13 protein-coding genes are annotated in these 26895 nt (G+C 36.1%); 11 read left to right on the plus strand and 2 right to left on the minus strand.

Annotation, left to right across the window (positions count from 1 at the left end; genetic code table 11):
- Positions 1-2: 2 nt before the first annotated feature.
- Positions 3-842, minus strand: a complete 840-nt coding sequence (kduI, locus tag ACZ0AH_RS09750; protein ID WP_463475604.1) for a 5-dehydro-4-deoxy-D-glucuronate isomerase — start codon at positions 840-842, stop codon at positions 3-5.
- A gap of 185 nt (positions 843-1027) precedes the next feature.
- Between kduI and ACZ0AH_RS09755 the strand changes: the two genes are divergently transcribed.
- From ACZ0AH_RS09755 to ACZ0AH_RS09790, 8 genes are all read left to right on the plus strand, one after another.
- The gene (locus ACZ0AH_RS09755) at positions 1028-1492 is read left to right on the plus strand and encodes an NUDIX hydrolase (protein WP_463475605.1); all 465 of its coding nucleotides are present in this window, start codon (positions 1028-1030) and stop codon (positions 1490-1492) included.
- 80 nt (positions 1493-1572) lie between these two features.
- Positions 1573-2199, plus strand: coding sequence for an HAD family hydrolase (locus ACZ0AH_RS09760; RefSeq protein ID WP_463475606.1), 627 nt, complete (start codon positions 1573-1575; stop codon positions 2197-2199).
- A 558-nt stretch (positions 2200-2757) separates the two neighbouring features.
- Positions 2758-5685 carry a triple tyrosine motif-containing protein gene (locus ACZ0AH_RS09765; protein ID WP_463475607.1) on the plus strand — a complete coding sequence of 976 codons (2928 nt, stop codon included), beginning with the start codon at positions 2758-2760 and terminating at the stop codon, positions 5683-5685.
- A gap of 619 nt (positions 5686-6304) precedes the next feature.
- Entirely contained in the window at positions 6305-10195 is a 3891-nt protein-coding gene (locus ACZ0AH_RS09770) for a family 16 glycosylhydrolase (protein WP_463475608.1), read from the plus strand.
- Between the two features lie 123 nt (positions 10196-10318).
- Positions 10319-12988, plus strand: a complete 2670-nt coding sequence (locus ACZ0AH_RS09775) for a beta-1,3-glucanase family protein (RefSeq protein ID WP_463475609.1) — start codon at positions 10319-10321, stop codon at positions 12986-12988.
- Positions 12989-13185: 197 nt separating this feature from the next.
- On the plus strand, positions 13186-14823 hold the full coding sequence (locus ACZ0AH_RS09780; RefSeq protein WP_463475610.1) for a glycosyl hydrolase family 18 protein: 1638 nt from the start codon (positions 13186-13188) through the stop codon (positions 14821-14823).
- A 378-nt stretch (positions 14824-15201) separates the two neighbouring features.
- Positions 15202-18063: an RICIN domain-containing protein gene (locus ACZ0AH_RS09785; protein WP_463475611.1), complete on the plus strand. Its 2862-nt coding sequence runs from the start codon at positions 15202-15204 to the stop codon at positions 18061-18063.
- 317 nt (positions 18064-18380) lie between these two features.
- On the plus strand, positions 18381-20324 hold the full coding sequence (locus ACZ0AH_RS09790; RefSeq protein ID WP_463475612.1) for a metallophosphoesterase: 1944 nt from the start codon (positions 18381-18383) through the stop codon (positions 20322-20324).
- Positions 20325-20673: 349 nt separating this feature from the next.
- Here ACZ0AH_RS09790 and ACZ0AH_RS09795 read toward each other — a convergent pair whose 3' ends face one another.
- Positions 20674-21735, minus strand: a complete 1062-nt coding sequence (locus ACZ0AH_RS09795) for a phosphatidylinositol-specific phospholipase C1-like protein (protein ID WP_463475613.1) — start codon at positions 21733-21735, stop codon at positions 20674-20676.
- A 269-nt stretch (positions 21736-22004) separates the two neighbouring features.
- Between ACZ0AH_RS09795 and ACZ0AH_RS09800 the strand changes: the two genes are divergently transcribed.
- The 3 genes from ACZ0AH_RS09800 (at position 22005) to ACZ0AH_RS09810 (ending at position 26893) form a co-directional block, all read left to right on the plus strand.
- A complete protein-coding gene (locus ACZ0AH_RS09800) occupies positions 22005-22529 on the plus strand; it encodes an RNA polymerase sigma-70 factor (RefSeq protein ID WP_463475614.1) in 525 nt (174 codons plus the stop codon).
- An 83-nt stretch (positions 22530-22612) separates the two neighbouring features.
- Positions 22613-23536, plus strand: a complete 924-nt coding sequence (locus ACZ0AH_RS09805) for a FecR family protein (RefSeq protein WP_463475615.1) — start codon at positions 22613-22615, stop codon at positions 23534-23536.
- 72 nt (positions 23537-23608) lie between these two features.
- On the plus strand, positions 23609-26893 hold the full coding sequence (locus ACZ0AH_RS09810) for a SusC/RagA family TonB-linked outer membrane protein (RefSeq protein WP_463475616.1): 3285 nt from the start codon (positions 23609-23611) through the stop codon (positions 26891-26893).
- Positions 26894-26895 lie beyond the last annotated feature (2 nt).

The raw sequence follows: 26895 nt of genomic DNA on the forward strand, positions 1-26895 counted from the left end.
TTTTATCTTAAATCGGTTATTTTAGCAATATCCATATCGCCATAATCAAGGTTTTCTCCAGCCATTCCCCAAATAAAAGTATAATTTGAAGTTCCTGAACCTGAATGAATGGACCAGGGTGGAGAAATCACAGCCTGATGATTGTTCATCCAGATATGTCTCGTTTCCTGAGGTTCTCCCATAAAATGGCAAACGGCTTGATTTTCCGGAATATCGAGGTAGAAATAAACTTCCATTCTACGATCGTGAACGTGCGCAGGCATCGTATTCCAAACGCTTCCAGTTTTAAGTTCCGTCATTCCCATTTGTAATTGGCACGTCGTTACGATTCCGCCAATAATCATTTGGTTTACCGTTCTATGATTGGCTGTTTCCATGGTTCCCAGTTGTAATTTATTGGCTTCAGCCAAACTTACTTTTTTGGTTGGATGCTGCGTGTGAGCAGGAGCAGAGTTCAGATAAAACAAAGCAGGATTTTCTGGGTCATCGCTTTTAAAGATTACTTCCTTGTTTCCGCTTCCAATATAAAGCGCATCTTTATGACCCAATTCATACGAAGTTCCGTCAACTTCAACAGCGCCTTTTGCGCCCACATTGATGATGCCTAATTCTCTTCTTTCCAGAAAATATTGTGCTTTTAAAGGATCAATAGCTTCCAATTTCAATGGAGAAACCGGGACTGCAGAACCGGCAATATAACGATCATAATGTGAATAGGTAAGAGCAATTTCGCCCTTTTTCATCAAATTATCGATTAAAAATTCTGCTCTTAATTGCGCCGTATCGTATTGCTTAACTGCTTGCGGACCCGATGCATATCTTGATTCGTAGGATATTGACATTTTATTATTTTTTTGAGTTCAAATAGGAATTTTATAATTCCATAAAAATACAAATGAAATATTACATTTAAATACAAAATGGGAGTAAATATGTACAGAAGATTGGTAATGAGGTAATTATTAGATGATTTTTTTAACCAATAAAAGTTATTATATTTATAATATAATTTAGAACACTTAATTCAATGAAACAAAGCGCCGGCATATTACTCTACAAATTCATAGATTCGACAATTTATTTTTTATTGGTACATCCTGGTGGTCCATTTTGGAAGAATAAGGATTTAGAAAGCTGGTCGATTCCGAAAGGAGAATTTACAAATGAAGAAGATCCGCTTGAGGCTGCAAAACGTGAATTTCAGGAAGAAACGGGTTTTGAATTAGAAGGTGATTTTATTGAACTTCATGCCGTAAAACTCAAATCCGGAAAAAAAGTTTTTGCGTGGGCTTTAGAATATGACATTGATGTAACGCTCATAAAAAGCAATGTTTTCGAAATGGAGTGGCCGCCAAAATCCGGAAAATTGCAAGCCTTCCCTGAAATTGATAAAGCAGAATGGTTTCAAACACAGCAAGCCATAGAAAAAATAAATCCTGCGCAGGCTGATTTTATTGTACAAATTGTGTCAAAGATTTCAACTTCACTTTAAATTTCGCCTGACTTTATAAAATAAATTTGTAATTTACATTTTCGGTCAAGCCGAATAATTAAAATTGTAAATTAAAGAATATGGAAGTTAAGTGTATTATTTTCGATTGTGATGGCGTTCTTGTGGATACTGAAAAAATTGGTAACGGAATTTTACTTTCAATGGCTGCTGAACATGGTTTTGAAATGAAATTAGAAGATGCGTATCGCGATTTTAACGGACGTAATTTGAAAGAATGTTTCCTGCATATCGAAAATGCAATCGCTAAAAAACTTCCGGATACTTTTGAAGCAGAATACCGCCAAAGAAGTTTCGAAGCTTTCAAAACCCAGGTCAAACCGATGGAAGGAATCGTCGAATTCCTTAATAAATTGAAAATTCCGTATTGTGTTGCTTCCAGCGGTCCCGTTGATAAAATCAGATTGAACCTTGAAGTTGCCGGATTATTAGATAAATTCGAAAATAAAATCTTTAGTTCCTATCAAATAAACAGCTGGAAACCAGATCCGGGAATTTTTCTGCACGCCGCAAAAGAAATGGGTTTCGCTGTAAAAGACTGCATCGTCATAGAAGACAGCAAAGCAGGAGTAATCGCCGGAATAAAAGGCGGATTTAAAGTCTACGGTTTTGCAAACGGATTTAACAACGAAGATTTAGAAAAAGAAGGAGCAATACTTTTTCATTCTTATGAAGAGTTGGGGTTTTAGACTTCTCAGATTTTAGACTTTCTTAGACTTCTTAGATTTTTGTTTCAGGTTTTATTCATTGCAAAAACAACCACAATCTTGTCCTTCCGAGGAACGAGGAATCTCCGTTAGTAGCGCTACAAAGAGTGGCGATTTTACTTATGGAGCTTCTTGTATGATATCAACAATTGTCGATAAACTATTGTCTACTAGCTTTGTCAAAGTTTAAAACTTTGACAAAGCTCGCACTCGCGCATTCTCATTTTTCATTTTCCAATTATCTAATTATCTCAATTCTCACATTATCTCAATTCTCACATTATCTCAATTCGTTATAATTCTCACATTTTTCTATTAATTACATCTTTAATAATTTGTGCAATTTGTTACATTAAAATAAATTTTTATATATTTGGATATAGATATTCGTTTTTTTTAATGCTTCTTGTTGTCAAATTATAATTTTAGTAGTACTAATATGAATGTCTATTTTCCTATAAAAACAGCCACTCCCCAAGTAGTTGTTTTTATGATTGTGGTTCTCAAACGCCACGAAATAACCTACAGACAGAAACAAAAATGACGAAATTTATTAGACTTTTAGTTCTATCAATATTCCTTTTGCCCACTATTTTTAATGCTCAAATTAAAAAAATTGGCGTCCCGTTTATAACCAATTACGATCCGAAAACGTATAAAGCGGCTTCAGAGAATTGGGATGTTTTGCAGGATTCTAAGGGAATGATGTTTTTTGCCAATCATTTTGGGATTATGCAATTTGATGGCGTGAGATGGGGAATCGTAACCCAACCCGCAAATCGAAGCATGGTTCGTTCTCTTGCAATCGATAAAAACGACAGAATGTATGTGGGCGCTCAGGGCGATTTTGGTTATACCGTTCAGTTGCCAAACGGTCAATATAAATATACTTCTTTAGTGAAATTACTTCCCGAATCAGCTAAGAATTTTGGTGATGTTTTGCATACCGTTATCCGAAATAATGAAGTGATTTTTTTCTCAAATGAAGAAATATTTATTTATAAGAATAACAAAATCAAAGTAATACGTCCTGATGCTAAGTTTGATGAGTTTTTTGAAGTTAATAAGGAAATGTATGTTTCAGATAATGTAAAAGGTTTATTGAAACTAAAAGATGATGCTTTAGTCGAAATTCCGAATAGCAAAGATTTTATCGGAATGAAAATCAGGAAAATCTTCGAAACCAAAGAAGGCCTAATCTTGCTGACACAAAAAAAGGGACTTTTCATTTATAAAAACAATCAATTGAAACCTTTTGTAACTGAAGCCGATAATCTGTTAAAACAATATCAAATCTCAACAGGTATTTTACTTTCTGATGGCTATTTCGGAATTGGAACGCGCCAAACCGGATTGATAGTTATTGATAGTGCAGGAAATCTGATTCAGCATATTAATAAACAAATAGGTTTGCAGAACGAATATGTAACAAATCTTAAAACTGATAAAGAAGGTAATTTATGGGTGACTTTAAAAGAAGGTATTTCGGTGATTCAGATTGCTTCTCCTTTATCAAAAATACTGGATTCCTCGAATTCGGAAACCAAAATATATTGCAGTCAAATTTATCAGAACAAACTTTATATCGCCACGGATAATGGCGTTTTCTGGCTGGATTGGAATGCTTATAAAAGCGGGCAGCACGAAAATGTTCACTTTCAGCATATTTCAGGAATGTCTGAAAATGTGTGGAATGTTGGTGTTTTTGGAAATTCACTTTTGGCTTTTGAAAAGAACGGAATCTTCGAAATAAAAGGCAATTCGGCACAATTATTAGCCAAAACAGACGGAGCGTGGCAAGGAATCATAATTCCGGATCATCCTGATTTATTGCTTGTTGGCGGTTATAACGGATTGTATTTATTGAAAAATATCAACGGTTCCTGGGTTTTTCAGCATAAAATAAAAGGTTTTGACGAAAGCAGCCGAATTATTATAACGGATGCAGCAAATAATATCTGGATTGCTCATGGCTATAAAGGCATTTACAAAATCAGGTTTAATAAAACATTTGATGCTGTTTCAAATCTTCAGTTTTACAATCAGGCGGCTGGATTTCCGTCGAGTTTGTTTTTAAATACTTTCAAAATTGATGATCAGATTTTGTTTGGTACAACAAAAGGCGTTTACAAACAAGATCCACATTCAAAGAAAATGATTCCCGATGCTACATTTAGAAAATATCTCGGTTTAGACAGTCATATTCGTTTGCTTAAAGAAGATAGCCACAAAGATATCTGGTATATTTCTGGAGAAAATACGGGCAAAATGAGTCAAAAAGCAGGAAAGAATTTTGCTGTTGAAGAACTGCCTTTTAGAAAACTAAGATATTTATATGTTCCCGGTTTCGAAAATATTCAGACAACGTCAAGCGGAGATGTGTTTTTTGGTACACAAGATGGTTTGATTCATTACAATGCTACCAAAAACAAGAGTTATCAATCGAAGTACAAAGCTGTAATTTCAGAAGTAAAATGTATTTTTCCGAAAGATAGTTTGTTGTTTTCAAGCAGATATGATGTGCTTCCAACCAATACAGAATCGGCAAACAGTAAACTTCCGCCCGTTTTATCGTATTCGAATAACGCCCTGCATTTTTCGTTTGCATCTCTTTGTTATGATGAAGCCGACGCGACAAAATATGAATATTGGCTGGAAGGTTTTGAACCAAAATGGTCTGAATACAGCCTTCAAACGGAAAAAGAATATACCAATTTGCCTGAAAATGAATATGTTTTTCACGTTAGGGCAAAAAATATTTATGATGTTGTAAGTGAAGAAGCCATTTTTAAGTTTGAAGTTTTGCCGCCTTGGTACAGAACAAGTTGGGCTTATATTTTGTATTTAATTATGTTTGGAGTTTTGATTTATACGATTATTAAATATCAAAAGAATCTCGCAGAACGCGATCGTGAACAATTAATATTAAGCCAGGAAAAAGAGCTTTTGCAAAACCGTGCCGAATTAAATGAGCAAAAATTGGCTTTGGAACAGGAAAATATGGCAATTATGCGGGAGAATCTCGAAGCGACAATTAATCTCAAAAATGCCAAAGTGGCTTCAAATACGGTGAATCTTATTCATTTAAATGAAATTTTGCTTTCTATAAAAGATCTTATTGGGCAGATTGATAAAAAGAATGATTCGAATACGAATTTCAGTTTACTAACAAAAATTAACCGAATTATTGATCACGAATTGCAGGGAGATCAGCATTGGAACGAGTTTGAAGAGATTTTCAACCAGCTTCATGATAATTTTATGCAAAGGCTAAAAACCAGTTTCCCGGAATTGACGCCGCGAGATATGCGATTGTGTGCGTATTTGCGAATGAATTTCAACACAAAAGAAATTGCGCCGCTTTTAGGGATTTCTGTAAGAGGAGTTGAAGATACACGATATCGCATTCGCAAAAAAATGCAGCTTTCGTCTGATGCTAATATCACGGAGTTTATTCTCAATTTTTAAAATATTTCTATGTGTTTGATTTTTTTTCACGCAGATTTAAAAAAGATTTAAGCAAATTACGCAGACCATTATCCAAATTAATCTGCTCAATGCCAAATCTGCGAGAGATAAAAATTTTTATAATAGTATAATGACAACCAAACGTGATATCTTTTGATTTTGATCAAATGATATTCTTAATTTTTCAACGGATTAAAATCCGTTGCTACAAAATCAACCGTTCCTCCGGAACTTTTGCAAAGAGCCTTCGGCTCGATTTATTTTGTATGGATGCATTTTAATCTATCATATTTTTAATTTTATGTGTTTAAAACAGCCTAACAAACCATGTTTTTTATTATAAGTAAAATCCCAGGTAGTTTTACGCGTTTTGACCAGTAATTACTACATTTTTTTGAAAACACCGTAGTCAAACCGTATTCAAAAATTGGCATTCTGCCTAGTTTATTTGTTAATATTGTGCGTCCTTAATAAAATAACAGTCTATTTTTTACAAATAGGATTTTTTATTAACGATAATAACTTTACTAACAAAAAACTAAAAAAAATGAATCAAAAAGACTCTTTTTTCGGCCGACCACCGAAAAGCAATTACCATTTTCTGAAAAGATGTTTTATTATGGCAGCAATAATGTTGTCTCCTTTTTTGAAACTTCAGGCACAATGCAACACTTTAATTTGGTCTGACGAATTTAATGGTACAACAGTAGACGCAACCAAATGGCAAAGTATTTCCGGAAACGGATGTCCTTCACTTTGCGGATTTGGAAATGGCGAAGCGCAGCGTTACGATCCCAATCAGGCAACGATTGTGAAGGAAGGAACAAACAGCTATTTGAACATTCAGGCAAAATACGAACCGAATGCTTCTTTTCCGGCACAACCGTATTCTTCTGCAAAATTAACTACAGAAGGCAAATATTCCATTAAATATGGAAGAATTGAAGCCCGTATGAAGTTATCATCAGGAATGGGCGCATGGCCGGCATTCTGGATGCTGCCTGCAGGAACGTCAAATTGGCCTTTTACAGGTGAAATTGATATCATGGAAGCCAAACACAGAAACCCAAAATCTATAGACGGAACGATTCATTATGATGGTGGCGGATACCATTATACGGGTAGAAGTTACGCATCGCCAACTGATTTATCTACAGAATTTCACGTTTATGCAGTAGAATGGGGACCAAATATTATTAAATGGTTTATTGATGGAAATTTATTCCATACTGCTACGCCACAAACCACTGTAAATGGCGGATGGCCTTTTAATGACCAGCAGTTTTATATCATTTTAAATCTTGCTGTTGGTAGCGCAGGAACGCCTTACACAAGTGTAAATGGTGCTGGCGTTGAACCAATTCCGGCTGATTTTCCGGCAAAACTGCAAGTAGATTACGTTCGCGTTTACAGCGGTAGTTTTACTTACGGCGTTTTAGGAGATGCAAAAGTCTACAACAACGAAACGGGGAAAACTTATTCTATAAATCCTATTGCAGGAGCAACTTATAACTGGACAGTTCCTGCGGGAGCAACGATTACTTCAGGACAAGGAACAAACACGATTACTGTAAACTGGGGAACATCCGGAGGAGATGTTTCGGTAGCTGCTACAGTTTCCGGATGTGCTGCTAATACGTATAAACTGGCTGTTACTACAGAAGCACCTTTGCCAGTAGAAAGAATTTACGAAGATTTTCAATCAAACAGAAATATAGTATACGGTCTTAAAACCGGAGTTCTGACAGAAGCGGTTGCGAATCCATCAGCTACGGGAATTAATACCTCAGCTTTGGTTGGGAAATATGTTCGTAATACTGCTGAATTATATGATGTTTTAAATATCAAAAATGTAGTGATAAGCAATGCCAATGATTATGTTTATGGAAGAAAAAAGCTTTCTTTTGATATTTATACTTCGGCACCGGTTGGAACTAAAATTTCGATGCAACTCGAAAATAGTCTGGTAACAACAGCAACTAATTTTCCGTCAGGAAGACACAGCGGTTACAAAGCCACGACAACGGTACAAAACAAATGGGAAACGATAGAATTTGAATTCGAAAAAGTTATCGATCCTAATACAAGCGCTTTAACGATCAATAATGTAGTGTTCCTTTTTGAATCAAACACAAATGCAGGAACTACATATTATTTTGATAATCTGTTAACCAAAGCGGCTCCGGAAAAACCAATTATTGCGACGGATGTTTTGCAGAATTATGACGGAATCAATAAAATCATCAAAGGAACGACAACCGGAACGTATTCTGTGGTTGCAAATCCGGGAACCAATTCAGTAAACTCATCTGCAAATGTGGCGAAGTATGTTCGTAATGTAACAGAACAATATGACGTGCTTTTCTTTAATACAGCGGGCAATATTGAAGATGCAGGTTTATTAAAGAATCAGACTAAAAAGATCATGATTGATGTGTATACGACGGCACCAATTGGTACAGTTGTAAGTCTGAATTTAGAAAACAGCGCTACATCGCTTCCGGCTAATTTTCCAACAGGAAGAAACAGTAATTATGTAGCAATCACGACGAAACAGAATCAATGGGAAACGTTGACTTTCTATTATAATTCAAGTCCGGATGAAGGAACTTCGAATTTAGCGGTTAACCAAATGGTGATATTAGCCAATTCAGGTTCGTATACAAACGATACGTATTATTTTGATAATATCAGAATTGGATCTACTAAACTACCGGATACTTTTACGCCCGGAGTGGTTTATGAAGATTATCAAACGGTTCACAATATTACATTTAGAGATGCAATTGGAACGTATACGCCAAACACCGCAAATCCAAGTGCAACCGGAATTAATACTTCATCAAACGTTGGAAAATATGTTAGAAAATCGACTGAGTTGTATGATAACTTTTCGTTCAATACAACTTTAACTAATATTGGAGATTTCAAATCAGGAACTAAAAAGTTTGCAATGGATGTATATACTTCGGCTCCGGTTGGATCTGTAATTTCATGGCAGGCAGAAAGCAGTGCTTCTATTCCGTCGAATTACCCAGTGGGAAGACACAGTATTTATCAAGGTGTTGTAAAACAAACTAATACATGGCATACTGTAACTTTTACGTATGTGAGTTCGCCGGATGCATCGACTTTAGACAGCGAAGTAAATCGTTTTGTTTTCTTGTTAGAACCGGGAACGAGTTCAGGAAACACGTATTATTTTGACAACTTAAGAGCTTTAAATTTAGTTTCTACAGAAAATCCTCCTGCAACTTTGCCGGCACCGTGGGTTAGCACAGATTTGGGTGCTGTAACTCCGGTTGGAGAAGCAACTCACGCTAGCGGAACTTTCACGATCAAAGGATCAGGAAATGATATTTGGGATACAGGCGATCAATTTCAGTTTGTAAACCAATCGATTACGGGTGATGCTGAAATTATTGCCAAAGTAAATTCATTGACCAATACCAATACATACGCAAAAGCGGGAGTAATGTTCCGTGAAACGCTTACGCCAACTTCTAAACATGCGATGACAGATGTTAGCGCAGCAGCAGGTGTAGAATTTTTAACCAGAGATGCAGTTTCAGGAATTACGACTGCTACGGTTGCTGCAGGAACGGCTCCAAAATGGATTCGTGTTACAAGAGCAGGAAATGTATTTACATCGTATACTTCAGATAACGGATCGACATGGACACAACTTGGTGCGCCAAAAACGATTGCTATGGCAAGTACGATTTATGTAGGTATGGCTGTAACATCCCATGCAAATGGAACTTTGGCAACGGGAGTTTTCAGCGATGTTATTGTTCGAAATATTACCGCACCTACCAATGTTAATTTGGCTTTAGCCAAAACAGCGACAGCTTCTACAGAAGAAAACGCAACATTATCAGCCAGTAAAGCAACTGACGGAGACGGCACAGTAAGCAGATGGGCAAGTTCTTTTGTTAACGCATCAGAATGGATTTATGTTGACTTAGGCGCTAATTACAACATTAATCGCGTGGTCTTGAAATGGGAAGCTGCTTTTGCAACGCAATACAAAGTACAAGTTTCTACTGATAATGTTTTCACCGAAAGCGAAACTGTAAATACTCAAACAGCCAGCGATGGAGGAACTGATGATTTAACAGTTAGCGGAACCGGAAGATACATTAGAATTTTATGTACGGCAAAAGCACTCGCTCCATACGGATATTCTTTATACGAAATTGAAGCTTACGGATCTGCATCTGCGGCCAAAAAAGCATTGACTATAGCCGAAGAAAGTGAAATAGCAAATACAGCATTTGCCATGTATCCTAATCCGGCGAGTAATTATATTCAGCTTTCAATACCTGAAAAATTAGACAATAAAGTCGTAACGATTTATGATAATTCAGGAACATTGGTTGTAGAAAATAAACTTGCTGCTGATGCTAAAGAAAGCTTTATCGATATAAGCAGACTTGGGCGCGGAATTTATATTCTGAATTTTAAATCAGACCAAAAAAGCTGGTCTCGAAAACTGATTAAGCAATAATCAAAAAAAACAGGTTGGGTGTAATGATCCTAAATAATTACACCCAACTTTTTATTAACCCTATTTTCTCATTCTTACTAATTAATAAAACACAAATTTATTAACCCAAACAATTTAAAAACAATGAGAAATTTAAGATTACAAAAAAACTTTTTTGCAGTATTGCTTCTGGCATTACTCACCAATTTTATGTATGGGCAAGGGCCTATTCCGTTTACGATAAGTAATGCATCGACATTTAATGACAGCGAATTATATGTTGCCATTGTAGGTATTGATTATAACACCGGAAACCACGTTTGGGTAAATGCCAAAACGAGTCAGGTTTTACCAATGAGTTCATCTTATAATACGGTTACGGGGCCAACAATTGGTGGAAATACCGGACCGGGACAAAACTCAAAATATGCTGCATGTTTTACCAAATTGAGTGAAATTCCGAATAAGACTTTTACACTTCCGCAAATTGCAGGCTGCAGGGTTTTTATAGCCAAAGGACAGCAGTTGTATTTCTACTTTTTTGGTGCAAGTGGCGCTCCGTCAGGATATACGTCGCCAAATCCGTTGAATGCAACAGACCCGAATCAGGGAATTTTGTATGAAATAATAGAATTGACCAATAACCAATACGGTTTCTTTGGAAATCCATCGAGAGTTGATTCGTATAAATATCCAATGGGATTGGAATTATTTGGTGCAAACGGATATCAAAAACGTGTGGGGGAATTAAAAAAACACGCGGATATTGTTGCAGCTTTTAAAGCTAATGTGCCATCAGAATTTCAAGGTTGTGTAAATGATGCAACGGGCGAAATTACAGCACCGTCAAAAACACCAGCTTTCGCAGATGGAACCGGAGGAACTTCTGTAGGACCTCAGGCTAATTATCTGAAATCATATATCGATGCGATCTGGAATAAATATAAAAATGAAGATTTAATATTTTATGCCGGAGATGCCGGAGTTTTCAAAGGAAGAGTTAATGGAGAACAACTGGAAATGGTTGGACAATCAGGCGGTTTTGTTGGTAGAACCGGAAGAGTTCAAAACAGACCTTCGACTCAGGAAGCCCTTGAAGGAAAAGGTGTTCTGGATAGAAGATTAGTCGACGGAGATTTAGATCTTGTTATTCAGGCACAATTAACGGCTGCGATAAACAGACATGTTGTAAATGTTACAACGCCAAATCCGGGTCAGCAAAACTGGTACGATGCATCGAAATTTTATCAGGTGAATCCAACAAATCATTATTCTAAATTCTGGCATTTACCAGGAATTAGTGTTGATAATCTGGCTTACGGTTTTGCTTATGATGATGTGGCTGATCAATCGCCATCGCTTCATACGCCACAGCCTACCAAAGTAATTGCCACTTTTGGAGGATATGCAGGAACAGTACCTTCTGTGCCGGCAACAACAGATGTAATTACAGTTTATAAAGATTGTAACTACACCGGATTTTCTGGCGGATTAACGATTGGAGATTATAATCTGGCACGTTTGAAAACATTAGGTATTGATGATGATGCAATATCTTCTCTTAAAATTACTCAGGGTTTTCAGGCTATTTTGTATCAGGATGATAATTTTACAGGAGGTTCAACGGTAATCAATTCTGATAATACTTGTTTAAACACAACCTGGAATGATAAAGTAACGTCTATCAGAATTCTGGCAAACGGAGTAACTACTTTAGGAAATCAAACTTTCTTTTTGCAAAACAGAAACAGCAATTTGTATATGGATGTCTGGGGTGCAAGTTTAACAAATGGTGCAGCGATTAATCAGGGAGGTTTAAACTCAGGAAACAATCAGAAATTTACGTTCACACATTTAGGCGACGGATTGTACAAAATTATTGCAAATCATAGCGGACAGTCTTTAGATGTAAACAATTTCAATAAAGCTAACGGAACTCACGTAGAGCAATATCCATACAATGCTACTACCAATCAGCAATTTGTATTGGTATCTACTGGTGACGGATTTTATAAAATTGTGGCAAGACACAGCGGTAGAATTGTAGAAGTTGCAGGAGCAAGCACGGCTAGTGGTGCTGTTGTGCAACAATGGGATAACAACAACCAAACGTGTGGACAATGGAAATTGGTTCCGGCTACAACATCACAAACTTCTGTTTTAATTCAGGCCGAAGATTATTCAGCAATGAGCGGTATTCAGGTTGAAGCAACAACAGATACCGGAGGAGGTTCTAATGTTGGATATACTGAAACTGGAGATTGGTTGGCGTATAACAGTATTAATTTCCCAACTACAGGTTCTTATTTAATCGAATACAGAGTGGCGAGCGCTGTTGCAGGCGGTAGATTATCTTCTGATTTAAACGGCGGAACTATTGTTTTAGGTAATGTTGATATTCCGAATACCGGAGGATGGCAAAACTGGCAGACGGTTTCTCAAACGGTAAACGTGAATGCAGGAACATACAATTTCGGAATCTTCATTCAGAATACGGGAATGAACATTAACTGGATAAAAATTACAAAAGTTGGTGCTGGTTTAGCGGCTAAAACAATCGCTCCGGCAGTTGAAGAACAACCTGCGGATGTGGCTTTAAACATATATCCAAGTCCGGTAGAAAATACACTTTTCATTACTACAGATGTATCTGGAGGAAATGTAAGTATTGTAGATTCTCAGACAGGAAATATAGTTTCGGGACAAAAAGTAAGCAACAATAGTTTAGATGTTTCGCATTTAAAAAGAGGTGTTTATCTAATAGTTTTTGAAAAAGACGGTACAAAAACGGTGAAACGTTTTATAAAAAAATAGTTTAAAAAATAGATTTAGACTTTAGATTTAAGATTGCAGACTTTAGATTGCAGATTGAAATTGGTACCAATAATTATGGATTCCAACTTCTGCTGCACAGAAAATCTAAAGTCTGCAATCAAAAATCCAGAGTCAAAAATCAACAGTAACATTTCCCCATTATTTACAAATTTTTATTAATCTATTAAAAAATTATTATGAAAAACAATTACAAAACAATGTCACTAAAATGGATGGTCATTTTGGTATTGGGAGTTTTCAATTTGTCAATGGCCCAGAAAAAAGTAATCGCTTACATCCCAAATTGGGTCGATCTGAATGCCTTTTCGAGCAGCGTTCAGTACAGTAAATTAACCCATATTAATCTTGCTTTCGAAAATCCGGATGCAAACGGATACTTATCCTGGAACTCAGGAAGTACGACTATTATCAACGCGGCGCATGCACAAAATGTAAAAGTTTTTGTTTCCCTTGGCGGAGGTTCAGTTTCTGAAGGAGGCGCTATTCGTGATAACTATTTCAATCTTATTACGAGTGGCAACAGAACGGCTTTTATTCAAAAAATTTATGATTATGTCGTTGCCCATAACCTTGATGGTGTCGACGTCGATCTTGAAGGTCCGGCCATCAATGGTGATTACGGCGGATTTGTAATTGCACTTGCGGCGAAATTGCATGCAAATGGCAAATTAATTTCGGCAGCACTTTCAGAAGGATATGGCGGAGCAAATGTACCAGCATCTACTTTTGCAGCTTACGACTGGATTAACATCATGGCGTATGACGCAACAGGACCTTGGCAACCGGGAAGTCCTGGACAACACTCTCCGTACAGTATGGCTGTAAATCAGTTTAATTACTGGACAGGAAGAGGATTACCAGCAAGCAAAGCCATTATTGGACTTCCGTTTTACGGATATGGTTTTGGAGCTTCTGCAAATCAGGGAATTTCTTATGCTAATATCGTAGCACAATATCCCGGAGCTGAAAATTTAGATCAGGTTGGAAACACGATTTACTACAACGGAATTCCAACTATCAAAGCAAAAACAACTTTCGCCATTCAAAATGCAGGTGGTGTTATGATTTGGGAATTATCTCAGGATGCTACAGGTTCAAAATCATTATTGACAGCCGTAAATCAGGTTATTACCGGAAGCAATCCTCCGGGAACAGGAACTTTAATTCAGGCAGAAAATTTCTCAACCATGAGTGGTATTCAAACTGAAGCTACAACAGATACTGGCGGAGGTTTAAATGTAGGTTATGCAGATACAGGCGACTGGTTGGCGTACTACAACATCAATTTTCCAACTTCTGGTAATTATGTAATTGAATACAGAGTGGCAAGTGCCGTAAATGGTGCAAGAATTTCTTCTGATTTAAATGCAGGAACTATTCAGCTTGGTGCCGTAAATGTACCAAATACAGGAGGATGGCAAAACTGGCAAACGGTAACTCAAACTGTAAATGTAAATGCCGGAACGTATAACTTCGGAATATTTATACAAGCTTCAGGCGTGAATTTAAACTGGTTCAGAATCACAAAATCAGGATCAGCTTTGGCAGCAAAATCAGTTGCTCCGGAAGCCACAACTGCTGAAGGAATTGCTAGTTTAAATGTTTATCCAAACCCAACAACTGATACACTTTTCTTTAGTACAGAGATTTCAGGATCAAATGTAAGTATTATTAATACTGAAGGAGGCGCAACAGTTTCAAATCAAAAAGTAAACAACAACACTGTTGATGTTTCTGGTCTAAAAAACGGAATCTATTTAGTTTTAGTTGAAAAAGACGGAGTAAAAACGGTAAGACGTTTTATCAAAAAATAATATTTTCTTAAAGCACTATTTCTTCTTTTTATCGAAAGAAGGAATAGTGTTTTTTTAATTAAAAATTGAGAATTAAAAATTATTCCAATCTGTGTCAGAGTTTTTGCTACAGATTAAAGGATTAAAAAGATTTTTATTTCTCGCAGTCCCGATAGCTATCGGGAGCAGATTTAGGCAGATTTAAATTTGATAATTATCTGTGTTAATCTGCTTAAATCCTTTTAAAATCTGCGTGAAAATAAAACACACGGCTATGTGAATTTAAACAAGTGAAACGCCTTTTAATATAAACAAAAGTCTATGTTTCTATGTGTTAAAAATAATTATGCATTATTAATAATTCACAATTAATAAGACAACCCAAATCTCGAATAAAATATGAAAAACAATTACAAATTACGATTAAGCCTACTTATGTTTTTAGCTTTTAGCAGTTTCGCCATAGCGCAGACTTCTTTAGGTTCAAGTAAAACATTCCTGAATAATTTAAAAAAAGAATTAGTTGCGACGACCTCAAAAAGCACAGAAAAAACAATCTTGCTTCAGGTCGACAATTCGAAAAACTTTAATGGAAAAATCAATTACAAAGAATCAAACGCTTCAAGTGAGTTTTTGATAGGAGAAATCAAAAATGTCCCGGAATCTTCTTTTTACATAAAAGTGATGGACAAATCTCTGGAAGGTCATATCATTTTAAAGAAGACAAAAGAAGCTTATAAATATTATTCAGATGCGGCAGGAAACGCCTATGTTTCTAAAGTAGATATCAATACTTTGGTTTGTGTCGATTATAGAAACGTTCCTTCTGTTAATAAAACAACAAGCAAAGTTGAAGCTGCAGCAATTGCACCGGCTTTATTGAATTTACAAAGTTTGCCCGGCGCAGCAGGTTGTGTTTTATTAGATTTTGATGGCTATTATATGCCGGCAGGAAATCTTTGGAACAACGGTAACGTCATAAATGCAGCCGCATCAGGAATGAGCGATGCCGATGTACAGCAACATTGGGAAGTAGTCTCTGAAGATTACAGACCTTTTAATTTGAATGTTACAACAAGTGAAGCCGTTTTTAATTCCTATCCAAAAAACAGAAGAATGCGTGTGGTGGTAACTCCAACCAATACTGCGGCCCCGGGGGCGGGAGGTGTAGCATATATTGGTTCCTTCAATTGGGACAATGATGTACCTTGCTGGGTATTTATTACTTCGGGTAAATCTGGTGGAGATGCCTCTGCGCATGAAGTTGGACATACTTTTGATCTGGGTCATGACGGTCGTACCAATCCTGCCGAAGATTATTTTGTAGGTATCGACGGAACTTCGTGGGCACCAATTATGGGCGCAGGATATTACAGGCCAGTTGTGCAATGGAGCAGAGGCGAATACAATTATGCCAACAACACACAAGATGATGTTGCGTCTATTGCCGGTGCCAAATTTGGCGTAGGATATAGAGGCGATGATTACGGAAATACAACAGGTTCAGCAGCGAATTTAGATTACAACGGAAGCGGTGCAATCAACCAAAAAAACGGAATTATTTCTAGCGAAGCCGATTATGATTTCTTTACGTTTACAACCGGTGGAGGAAATGTTTCGATCAATGCCAATACCGTTTCAAGAGACGGAAATCTGCATCTTTTGATAAGATTATATAATTCGGCTGGAGCCGAAATGGGAACCTACTGGAACTCTGATCCGTTTGCTTTAAATGCTTCTATGAATGTGAATTTGCCAGCCGGTAAATACTTTATTGGCGTTGATGGTACAGGAGCAGGAAATACAGGTTACGGCGGATATTCGGCTTATGGTTCTATCGGAAGTTATTCGGTTACAGGAACAATTCCGCCAGGAGGAAATATCGCTCCTTCAACAGATGTAATTACCGTTTATAAAGATTGTAATTATACCGGATTTTCAGGCGGATTAACAATTGGTGATTATAATATGGCACGTTTAAATTCTTTGGGCGTTTTAAACGACGATATTTCTTCGCTTAGAATTACTCAGGGATTTCAGGCGATTTTGTATCAGGATGATAACTTTACAGGAGCTTCAACCGTAATCAATTCGGATAATTCTTGTTTGAATGGAACCTGGAATGACAAAGTGACTTCAATAAGAATTTTGGCAAATGGAGTGACAACTTTAGGAAATCAAACGTTCTTTTTAGAAAACAGAAACAGCGGTTTAAATATGGATGTCTGGAGCGCGAGTTTATCCAACGGAGCAAATGTAGCTCAGGGAGTGCCAAATACAGGAAACAATCAAAAATATACGTTTACACATTTAGGTGACGGATTATATAAAATCATCGCTAATCACAGCGGACAATCGCTTGATGTAAATGGTTTTAATACCGCAAATGGTGCCAATGTGGAGCAATATCCGTATAACGGAACAACAAACCAGCAATTTATTCTGGTTTCAACCGGAGACGGATTTTACAAAATAGTTGCCAGACACAGCGGAAGAATTGTTGAGGTTGCCGGAGCAAGTACGGCAAATGGCGCAAATGTTCAGCAATGGGACAACAACAATCAAACTTGCGGACAATGGAAATTAATTGCGACAACAACTGCACAAACTTCAACGTTAATTCAGGCTGAAGATTACTCAGCCATGAGCGGCATTCAGGTTGAAGCAACAACAGATACAGGCGGTGGTTCGAATGTTGGTTATACGGAAACCGGAGACTGGTTGGCGTATAACAACATCAATTTCCCGACAACAGGTTCTTATTTAATCGAATACAGAGTTGCGAGTGGCGTAACAGGCGGAAAATTATCCTCTGATTTAAACGGCGGAACTATTATTTTAGGAAATGTTGATATTCCAAATACAGGAGGATGGCAAAACTGGCAAACCGTTACACAAACGGTAAACGTAAATGCCGGAACGTATAATTTCGGAATTTATATTCAAAATACGGGAATGAATATCAACTGGATCAGAATTACCAAAGTGGGAGCTGCAGCAGCAATTTCGTCTCCAATTATAGATGAAAGAGAAGATGCAGTTGTATTAAATGTATATCCAAATCCGGTTGCGAATACACTTTTCTTTACCAAAGATGTAGTAGGAGGAAATGTTAGTGTCGTTTCTCAAACAGGAACTTTGGTGGTAAACCAAAAAATCAACGACAACAGCATAGATGTTTCAGGCTTAAGCAGAGGCGTTTATTTAATTGTTTTTGAAAAAGACGGTACGAAGACGGTAAGACGTTTTTTAAAGAAATAAAATTCTAAACGGGAAGTTTTTTTTACCGCAAAGTCACAAAGATTTACGCAAAGTTCGCAAAGCTAATTATAAGCTTTGCGAACTTTTTTTATGATCAAAATATAGAATAAAAACTTTGCGCCTTCGCGACTTTGCCCGATTAAAAAACAAAGCTTAGCGAACTTTGCGTAAATCTTTGTGACTTTGCGGTAAAATCAACACAGCAAGCAGTAATAATTATCATTAGGTAACAATACGGTAAAACTATTTCAGCTTTTAATTCCTAAAATTGCAAATCTTTTTTCGTTAAGAAATCCCATTTGTAAAAGCCTAAACCTATGATTTTAAAATTTACTTCTCCCTATAAATATGCTTTAGCCATCCTGTTTTTTATTGTTTTCAATACTGCAATTTCGGCACAAAAGCCAAAAAATCTCGAAGGTATTCAAATTGCTTTTTTATCCGATGTGCATTTACAGGATTTATTCGGAACCTTTTCTGATAATGATTATAAAGGAATTCTAAACCCAAAAACGGGCAAATATGTATTAATGCGAACGATGGCTTCGCAATTGCATTCGACCCGAATCTTCAATGAAAATTACTTTGCTTTCATCGCTGCTTTAGAAGATATCGCCAAGCGAAAGATAAAATACGTCGCACTTCCCGGAGATTATACCGATGATGGTCAGCCGATTCACGTAAAAGGTTTGGAAAAGATCTTAGATCAATACCGAAAAAAATACAATATAGAATTTTTCATTACTACAGGAAATCACGATCCTGTTGGGCCTTTTGCACAAGAATCCGGCAAAGAAGATTTTCTTGGAAAAGACGGAAAAAGTCAGCCCATTTATAGCAAACCTGATTTATACAAGCCAAATTTAAATACAGAAAATCCAGTTGTTGTAACTGCCGATATGGCCAAAATGGGTTATTTGGGAATCACGGATAATCTGAAAAATTTTGGTTTTTATCCCAATAAAAAATACAAGTTTTGGGCTACACCTTTTTCAACTTATACTGCTCAGGATTATAGTTTCGAAAAAGCTTCACAAGCCGCTTTATTGTCAAACAGGGTTTATAATGTTACGCCAGGATATGAAGTTCCGGATGTGAGTTATGTCGTTGAACCAATTGACGGACTTTGGTTAATGGCAATTGACGGAAATGTTTATATTCCGAAGAAGAATGATGGCGATCCAAAAGATCCAAAAAATTATTCGGAAGCAAGTACGGGTTATAACAACGTACTTTCGAACAAAAAACACCTGATAAAATGGGTCGAAGAAATTTCGGCGCAAGCCAAACAACAAGGCAAAACATTAATCGCTTTTAGTCATTTCCCGATGATTGATTTTAATGACGACGCTTCCGCGGAAATAAAAGAATTATTGGGTCCAAATAAATGGCAATTGAACCGCGTTCCGGTCGAAGAAGTAGCGCAGGTTTTTGCTGATGCCGGATTAAAGATCCACTTTGGCGGACACATGCATATCAACGATACAGGAACGAGAACCACTGCAAAAGGAAATACTTTGGTGAACATTCAAACGCCATCTTTGGCGGCGTATATTCCGGCGTATAAATTATTGACGATTAAAAAAGACAATCTGGTCGATATTCAAACCATTACAATTGATGAGGTTAAAAGGTACAACGAACTTTTTGATTTGTATAAAATGGAATATAAATTCCTGGAAAGTCAACACACAAAAGACATCTGGAATATCGATATTCTGAAAACCAAAAACTACCATGATTTTACCGATTTTCATCTAAAGGAATTAGTTCGATTAAGATTTTTAGCAGATGATTGGCCGACAGGTTTTAAGAATTTTATCCTGAATGTTTCCGGAGAAGATTTATTGGTTTTAGCCAATATTAAATCCGATAAAGATTTTGATGTTATTCTGAAAAATAAAGAAAACTTCCAAAAAGAATGGACAGAAGCGGAATCTAAAGCAGATAAAATCTTAGCAGAAAATAATCTCAAAAAACAAGATTTCAACTGGACGGGTTATGATTTATTAGTTGATTTTTATCGTTTCAGAAGCGCTGATGAATTAGCTTTAACAGATGTTGGAACCGAAAGAGCAAAACAATATAAACTATTGTCTAATTTGTTTTTTGAGAATCATCAAGACGATATTTCAAAAGAAAAACCGTTGCAAAACCAAATGAAATTATTCCTGATTATCTTCAATAAATTCATGCACGAAGTTCCGGCAGATCATTTTACTGTTGATTTGAAAACGGGGGAAATTAAGAGTTTGAAATGAGAAAAAATGGCACACGGATGACACGGATTCGCTAACACGAAAACGCGGATTTAAACGGATTTTTTATTCTCATTTTATGTCATCCTGAGCGAAGTCGAAGGACACGCAGGAAGCTCGACAAAGATTGACGACTTTAGGAATGGAGTTCCTTGTGTGTCCTTCGACTTCGCTCAGGAGGACAATCGATGCGTACAAAAAACAAAACAAACCAAAAAAACAAAACAAAAAAAACCTGCGCTAAACCCGTTTAAATCCGTGTCATCCGCGTGCCATTCATCCACAAAATAAAAAAAGTTCCAGGTTTCACACAAAGCAAAACCTGAAACTTGGAAACCTGAAACAAAAAAACTTACTGAGCTCCCGTAACCGGATTCACTCTCACATAACTTCCATCATCATATTTGATCTGATAAGGAGAATTGAAGAAGGTACTCGGTAAATAATAATCAGTTGTAATAACTTGAGCACCTGATTTTTTAGCGGCTTCAAAATGGGTGTAATCATTTTTGCGGGCTTCTTTAGTGTCCGAATCTGCTCTTGTACGGATTATATATCCTTTTTTAACCAAATCGGTAATTTTTGGATCTTCAGAATTGCCTATCATTAACGTTGCCGCTTCTGGTTTTCCCGGTTCTGCGCAAATGAAAGCGGCGCGACCTTTTAACGATGGATGATTTAGGGCATACATATCTCTTTTGGCTCCGTTATTATCCAAAATAAATAAAAATTTGCCTTTAGCTTTTTTCAGCGTTGGCCAATTGTTGTTTAAAACAGCTTCTTCGAGCGTTTTATACTTTCCGCGAACCATATCCGGCGTGATTAATCTATTTCCTAATCCTTTACGAAGTTCTTTGTCCAGAGCATCAAATAATTCTGGTGTAAATTTCTCTGCTTTTGTACCCATAAAACTGTCGTCATCTTTTGGTTCCAAAGTAATAAAAACCGGAACGTGATCAGGGTTTGCATCAGACCATTTTTTTAATTCGGCAAGACAATTTTGAAGCGTATAACAGGATGTTCTAAAATCAATATCGATCATGTGAAAAACTTTGAAACCTGGTTTTTTCATTTCTCCATTTGGGTCATAAGCTTCTTCGGATTTTGCAATGTCCAATCCTTTTGGATGTGCAAATTTTCCGCCTTTAGGATCGCCCTGAACATCAATTTCAAGATTTCGTAATCCTTTATTCAATTGATCTGTAAGTGGGATGTGTGTGTATTGCAGCCCTTTTAGCGAGCGCGAAGTATCTTTTGCCTGAATGGTGTTGTATAAATCAGTTTCAATAGCGTGTCTGTAACTGTTGTGAGAGCCAATCACTTGCAGTTGATTAATTTTTAAATTGTCACTTTGGGCATTAGAATTACAAATTACTGTACCAGTAATTAATAATGTAAACAGAAGTTGTTTCATAATTGTTTGATAGGAATTAATAAAATAGAAGAGGGGATTTGACAAATGAGAAGTTTGTCTTTTTTTGAGGAGACTAAATTAGAATCAACATCTGATTTTTGTGTTAGTTTAAGAAAAAGAAAAAGTCAATTGATTGTGATTTTTATCTGAAAAAAGTAGTATTACTACAGCAAAAGAATTCATTCCTTAATTTAAAGATAACGTTCAGGAAAAAAAGATTCGTATATGATTTTATTATTTTACATCACCAAACAGTTCCCAAAACCAATATGAAAAACCCTGAAATTTTTGAAAAAACGTATACCGATTACTGGAAAAAGCTCAATGCGTTTTCGTATACGATGACTCAGGATAAAGACTTGGCGCAGAACATTGTTCAGGATGTTTTTATTGATTTGTGGGAAAGAAAAGACGACCTTAATATAAATGCAATTGAACCTTATTTGTTCAGGGCGGTAAAAAATCAGGTCTTTAAACATTACCAAAATAACAGGTTTGATAAGACGGTTCTGGAAGATAAATTCGAGGATTATGTTATCGACAACTTTACGTCGATCGATCCGGAACTGATGGATTTACTTTATTCCTTATTAGATAAACTTCCTGAAAAAAGAAAAGAAGTTTTATTAATGTACAAGTTTCAGGATATGTCTATTGATCAGATTGCGGAGGAACTTGGAATCTCTAAACAAACTGTTAAAAATCAGATTTCTACAGGATTAAAACAATTGCGCGAAGGCTTGAAAGACCTTGCCTGGCTTGCTCCTTTCATTATTTTGAACCAAAAGTTTTAAAATAACTTTGTGTTAATGGTTTCATAATATTTCCGGATAGTACGATTTCATGATTCTGGTACTTACTAGTAATAATAAGTATTATGATAAAAAGAATCAAACATAGTTTAGAACATCTTATAGACAAAAGTTCTCGCAATAAAACTTCTGAAGCAGAAGAAAATTTATTAAATGATTTTGCTTTAAACGAATATCAAAATTCAAAATGGGACGAAATTTCTATGGGAAATTCTGATGCCGTTTCTCAAAATATATATGAAAGTATTCAATATAGAATAGGAAAGAAAAAAACATTCAATCCTTATTTAAAATATATGGCCGCTGCCAGTATTCTTTTTCTAGTTGGTTTAGGATTTTTCTTTAAACCGAGCATTTCAGCTGAAAAGCAAATGACATTTAAAACATCAGATCTTCCCAAATCTATCAAATTAAGTGATGGTTCGAAAATTTATCTGGCAGCAAATTCTTTATTCCGATATCCTGAAAAATTCGACGGAGATCAAAGGAATGTTTCTTTACTAAAAGGGAATGCATTTTTTGAAGTGGCCAAAGACAAAAAGCATCCTTTTATCATTAGTTCCGGCGAAATTAAAACGAGAGTTGTGGGAACTTCATTTCACATTCAGTTATCAAAAACAAAATGCGAAGTAATTGTCGTAACCGGAAAAGTAAATGTTTCTTCAAAAGGGCAAAGCGTTGATTTGGTGCCAAACGAAGAAGCTTTATTTAAAGGAAAAAAACTGAGCAAACAAATGGCTGACAAATCATATTTGGTCAATTGGTATGCTACAGATGTAACGCTGAATCAAACTACTTTGAAACAAGTAATTACGATTTTACAATATAAATACGGAGTTTCATTTCAATACAATGACGAGTTTGTATTGGCGACTCCTTTAACGGTATTCATTAAAAAGGATGCGACGTTAGAAAGTGTTTTAGAACAAATAAATTATATCACAAACCTAAAATTTAAAGTTTATGGCGAAATAGTAAGAGTGGATTAAAAACAAAAAAGCAGTTGCTGAGAACAACTGCGATTAATAATTAAGTATCGATAAAAACCAATAACTTAAATCATGTATTTTAAACTTATCTATTTAAATCTAAAGAGAATTGTCTTTTTAGTGCTAGCGTTACTGGCCATTCAAAATGGTTATAGTAAAACTAATCCCCTGGAAAAATCAAATGTAAAAAATAAAATAGAAAAAGCGACCCTTGTTTCTATTTTTTCAAAATTAAGTGCACAAACGGACTATAAATTTAGTTACGGACAAGCTGTTATAGCTGATAATACGGTTTATACCGTAAATTATACGAATGAACCTATTGCATTAATTTTAAGTGATCTTTCTAAAAAAGCAAACTTTAATTACAATATTAATGGCAAATTAGTTTTAATTCAAAAAGCAGAAGCTCCTAAAACGATCAGCCGTAAAGTGGTTGAAAGAATAAAAGTAAAAGGAAAAGTTGTTGACGAAAACAAAGTGCCAATTCCGGGTGCAACGGTTATGGAAACAAGTTCTTCAAACTCAACCGTTACTAATTTTGATGGTGAATTTGAAATCACGATTGGTGAAGGAAAAACACTTGAAGTTTCCTATTTAGGATATAAAAGCAAAACGGTTACGGCACAAAGCGGTTTCATGACCATTCAGTTAGAACCAAATACTGCTGAGTTAAGCGAGGTTTTGGTTGTAGGTTATGGTAAACAATCTAAAAAAGATGTTACCGGAGCTGTAACGCAGCTTGAAGCAGCAAATTTTAAACAGGGAATCACGATTTCGCCTGATAATTTATTGCAGGGAAAAGTGGCCGGAGTTCGTGTTGTAAGTACAAGCGGAGAGCCTGGAGCTGGTGTAAATGTTACGATTCGTGGAGTTGGATCGATCAGAAGCGGAAGTACGCCTTTGTTCGTAGTTGATGGTTTGCCGTTGTCTAACGATGATGTAAGTCCTGACGGAAGCAATGTAGGTTTTGGATCTTCATCTGCTAAAAACCCTTTGAACTTTTTGAACAGCAGCGATATCGAATCGATTACCGTTTTGAAAGATGCATCGGCAGCTGCAATTTACGGAGCGAGAGGATCTAACGGAGTTGTTTTGGTTACAACCAAAAAAGGGGCTAAAGGCGAAGGAACTTTAACTTTTGACTCTTATACGGGAATTTCGACTGTAGCGAATAAACTGGATGTTTTAAGCGCAGATCAATATAGAAAAGCGATTAAAGAACCTGCTTTTGATCACGGTGGAAACACAGATTGGCAAGATGTAATTTACAGAACGGCTATTACTAAAAATAATTCATTGGCATTTTCTAAGCAAACAGAAACCGGAAATTACTACGCTTCTGTTGCACAAATGGATCAGGAAGGAATTATTAGAAACAGTAATTTCAAACGTATGTCAGGTAGAATTAATGCTGCCGAATCGTTTTTGGATAACAAACGTTTAAAAGTAAAAATGAACCTTACAGGCAGCGAAACCAAAGATGACGGTGTTCCTACAAGTGATGACGGAGGTTCTAACGGACAATTGATTGTTCATACTTTAATGGCGAATCCAACAAGATCCGTTTTTGATGCAAACGGAAATTATACCAACTTCAACATGAACGCGCATTATAATCCTGCTTATTTATTGAGCATTTATAAGGACCAAACGCGTACGTTGAGAGTTTTAGGAAATCTTGAAGCTTCGTTAAGAATCGTTGACGGATTAGAATATAAATTGAATATTGGTATTGATCGTTCTACATCTGAAAGAAATACGACAATTTATCCTAACGTAACGGATTTGAATCCAAAAGGGAAATATGTTCAAAACAATTTAGATTCTAAAAACTCTTTGATCGAACACTATTTGACTTATAATTTGTTATTAGATAAACATAAATTAGAAGCTTTAGGCGGATTTTCTTATCAGAAATTTGAAAGATCAGGAACAGCTTTCAGTATTGACGGAATCACAAACCAGGGAGTTGGTGTACCGCCATCTATCAATCCTGGTTTTGCAGGAACACAATCAGGAGTTTCAGGATATGCGCAGGAAAATGAATTACAGTCTTATTTTGGAAGAGTAAATTATACGTTCAACGAAAAGTATCTTTTAACAGCTTCTATGAGAGCGGACGGTTCAACTCGTTTTGGAAAAAATAATAAATACGGTTATTTCCCATCATTTGCTTTGGGATGGAATGTATTTAAAGAAAAATTCTTAGAAAATGTTACGGCTCTTAATAACTTAAAATTAAGATTAAGCTGGGGACAAACCGGAAATCAGGAAGTTGAAAACAAAATTACGCAGGCAAGTTATTCTTTGGCTGGTGCCGATGGATATTATTTATATAATGATTTGAATCTGGTAAACGGAGTTTCGGTAAACAGAACACCAAATCCTGATTTAAAATGGGAAGTTGTAACACAATATAACGCCGGTTTAGATTTCAGTTTCTGGAATGATAAATTGTATGGAACTTTAGATTATTTCAACAAAACTACGACTGATGCTATTTTGAATGTTCCATCACAGGCATTAAGCCCAACAACTACAATCTGGACCAATATCGACGGAAAAATCATCAATAAAGGTTTTGAATTTATGGTAGGTACAAAATTAGTTAATACTAAAAATTTCTCCTGGAATATTGATGCGAACGGAGCAACTTTAAAAAATAAAATCGAAGATCTTCCGGTTTCAGAAATCCTGACAGGAACCATTTCTGGACCTGGACAATCAGGAGTAAATGCTAATATCTACAAAAGCGGTTACGCTGCAGGATCTTTCTATTTGTTACAGCATATTGGTTTTGATTCAAACGGTGCTAATATCTTTAAAGATCAAAACGGAGACGGAAAAATCGATAACAGCGACAGAATCATTATCGAAGGTGCATTACCAACTTTCTATTACGGATTTAATAGTGATATGAGATACAAAAACTTTACATTTTCATTCTCTATCATTGGTCAAACCGGAGGTTATTTATTGAATAACACAGGATTAAATGCTTTAAACATAAACAACTTAGCATCTGACAGAAACGTTGCAACAGGATATTATGAGTCTGGTGCAAATGCCACAAACTCTCCAATTTTATCAACGTTGTTCTTAGAAAAATCAGATTTCATCAGATTAAATACAGCTCGTATTGGGTATAATTTTGACTTAAAAGGAGTGAATTGGTTAAACGGATTGACACTTTATATTACAGGTCAAAACTTAATTACGATTACCAATTATTCAGGTTATGATCCTTTAATCAACAGTCCAAAATCAAACGGAGGAAATCAATCTATAGGTATTGATTATGCTAGTTATCCAACTTCAAGAACGTTCAGTTTTGGAGCAACTTTAAAATTATAATT

Source organism: Flavobacterium sp. AC105 (assembly GCF_979258495.1).

What these genes read in the sequence shown, in the direction of transcription:
- kduI (WP_463475604.1), bottom strand. Translation starts at nt 842, where the DNA reads ATGTCAATATCCTACGAATCAAGATATGCATCGGGTCCGCAAGCAGTT.
- ACZ0AH_RS09775 (WP_463475609.1), top strand. Translation starts at nt 10,319, where the DNA reads ATGAGAAATTTAAGATTACAAAAAAACTTTTTTGCAGTATTGCTTCTG.
- ACZ0AH_RS09800 (WP_463475614.1), top strand. Translation starts at nt 22,005, where the DNA reads ATGAAAAACCCTGAAATTTTTGAAAAAACGTATACCGATTACTGGAAA.
- ACZ0AH_RS09795 (WP_463475613.1), bottom strand. Translation starts at nt 21,735, where the DNA reads ATGAAACAACTTCTGTTTACATTATTAATTACTGGTACAGTAATTTGT.
- ACZ0AH_RS09790 (WP_463475612.1), top strand. Translation starts at nt 18,381, where the DNA reads ATGATTTTAAAATTTACTTCTCCCTATAAATATGCTTTAGCCATCCTG.
- ACZ0AH_RS09755 (WP_463475605.1), top strand. Translation starts at nt 1,028, where the DNA reads ATGAAACAAAGCGCCGGCATATTACTCTACAAATTCATAGATTCGACA.
- ACZ0AH_RS09770 (WP_463475608.1), top strand. Translation starts at nt 6,305, where the DNA reads ATGGCAGCAATAATGTTGTCTCCTTTTTTGAAACTTCAGGCACAATGC.
- ACZ0AH_RS09810 (WP_463475616.1), top strand. Translation starts at nt 23,609, where the DNA reads ATGTATTTTAAACTTATCTATTTAAATCTAAAGAGAATTGTCTTTTTA.
- ACZ0AH_RS09805 (WP_463475615.1), top strand. Translation starts at nt 22,613, where the DNA reads ATGATAAAAAGAATCAAACATAGTTTAGAACATCTTATAGACAAAAGT.
- ACZ0AH_RS09780 (WP_463475610.1), top strand. Translation starts at nt 13,186, where the DNA reads ATGAAAAACAATTACAAAACAATGTCACTAAAATGGATGGTCATTTTG.
- ACZ0AH_RS09785 (WP_463475611.1), top strand. Translation starts at nt 15,202, where the DNA reads ATGAAAAACAATTACAAATTACGATTAAGCCTACTTATGTTTTTAGCT.
- ACZ0AH_RS09760 (WP_463475606.1), top strand. Translation starts at nt 1,573, where the DNA reads ATGGAAGTTAAGTGTATTATTTTCGATTGTGATGGCGTTCTTGTGGAT.
- ACZ0AH_RS09765 (WP_463475607.1), top strand. Translation starts at nt 2,758, where the DNA reads ATGACGAAATTTATTAGACTTTTAGTTCTATCAATATTCCTTTTGCCC.